Raw genomic sequence first — 324 nt, 5'->3', positions numbered from 1 at the left:
GTGAAGGGCGCGTGACAGATAGCCAGGGGAGTACTGTCGATTTTCGCAATACCTTACTGATTATGACCTCAAATTTGGGAGCGGAATTTTTAACCGCCTTGCCAGAAGGACAAACGACCGATCAGGCAAAAAATGATGTCATGAATGTTGTAAAAGCGGCTTTTCGTCCCGAATTTCTTAATCGTATTGATGAGGTTATTCTCTTTCAGAGATTACAACGTAGCGACATGGAAGCTATCGTTGATATCCAGATACAACATTTGCAAAATTTGCTCAATGAACGCAAAATAACTTTGCATATCGAACCAGAGGTTCGGCAATTCC

The 324-nt window shown here is 42.0% G+C and carries 1 protein-coding gene; it reads left to right on the top strand.

From position 1 onward, the window contains the following. Positions 1-324: AAA family ATPase (locus ACFIO5_RS12135; protein ID WP_375705544.1), on the top strand; the 324-nt coding region annotated here is incomplete at both ends.

It is taken from the genome of Bartonella sp. AA86SXKL, assembly GCF_042196885.1.
Note: the sequence above shows the minus strand (reverse complement) of the source record. Positions and strands in the feature narration are given on the sequence as shown.